The sequence below is a fragment of the Ruegeria sp. AF7 genome, from assembly GCF_056541885.1.
On sequence record NZ_JBQFYX010000058.1, the window covers coordinates 1 to 789 of the forward strand.

General features: G+C 64.9%; 1 protein-coding gene. It reads left to right on the forward strand.

Translation table 11 applies throughout. The features are described from left to right. Positions 1–654 (forward strand): thiamine pyrophosphate-dependent enzyme (locus ACR0AP_RS20925; protein ID WP_480509227.1); only part of this gene is annotated, 654 nt, incomplete at its 5' end. Between the last annotated feature and the right edge of the window lie 135 nt (positions 655–789).

Genomic DNA, 789 nt, shown 5'->3' on the forward strand with positions numbered 1-789 from the left:
GCCCGCGCGGCCAAGCCCGACTGGATGAGCCCGCGCATGGCGTGGCGCGCCATTCAGGCGGCGCTGCCGAAAGAGGCGATCATCAGCTCGGACATCGGCAACAACTGCGCCATCGGCAACGCCTATCCGTCGTTTGAAGAGGGTCGCAAATACCTGGCGCCGGGCCTGTTCGGCCCCTGCGGCTATGGCCTGCCCGCCGTTGTCGGTGCCAAGATCGGCTGCCCGGATGTTCCGGTTGTGGGCTTTGCCGGTGACGGCGCCTTTGGCATCGCGGTGAACGAGTTGACCGCGATTGGCCGCGAGGAATGGCCCGCCGTGACCCAGATCGTGTTCCGCAACTACCAGTGGGGCGCGGAAAAGCGCAACTCGACCCTGTGGTTCGACGACAACTTCGTGGGCACCGAGCTGGACACCAAGGTGTCTTATGCCGGTATCGCGCAGGCCTGTGGCCTGAAAGGTGTTGTCGCCCGCACCCAGGACGAGCTGACCGCGGCGCTGAACCAGGCGATCGAGGACCAGAAGAACGGCATCACCACGCTGATCGAGGCCCTGATCAACCAGGAGCTTGGCGAGCCTTTCCGCCGCGACGCAATGAAAAAACCCGTCGCCGTCGCCGGTATCAGCGCCGATGACATGAAGGCGCAGGGCGCATAACCCCAGGACGAGGCCGGAGCACATGACCCTGACACCCGTCGAGCTGTTGCGGCAAAACGCTCCGGCCACCCGTCCCATAATCGCCCTCAGCGAAGGCAACGACCCCCGCATCACAAAAGGGGCCATCAACGCGCA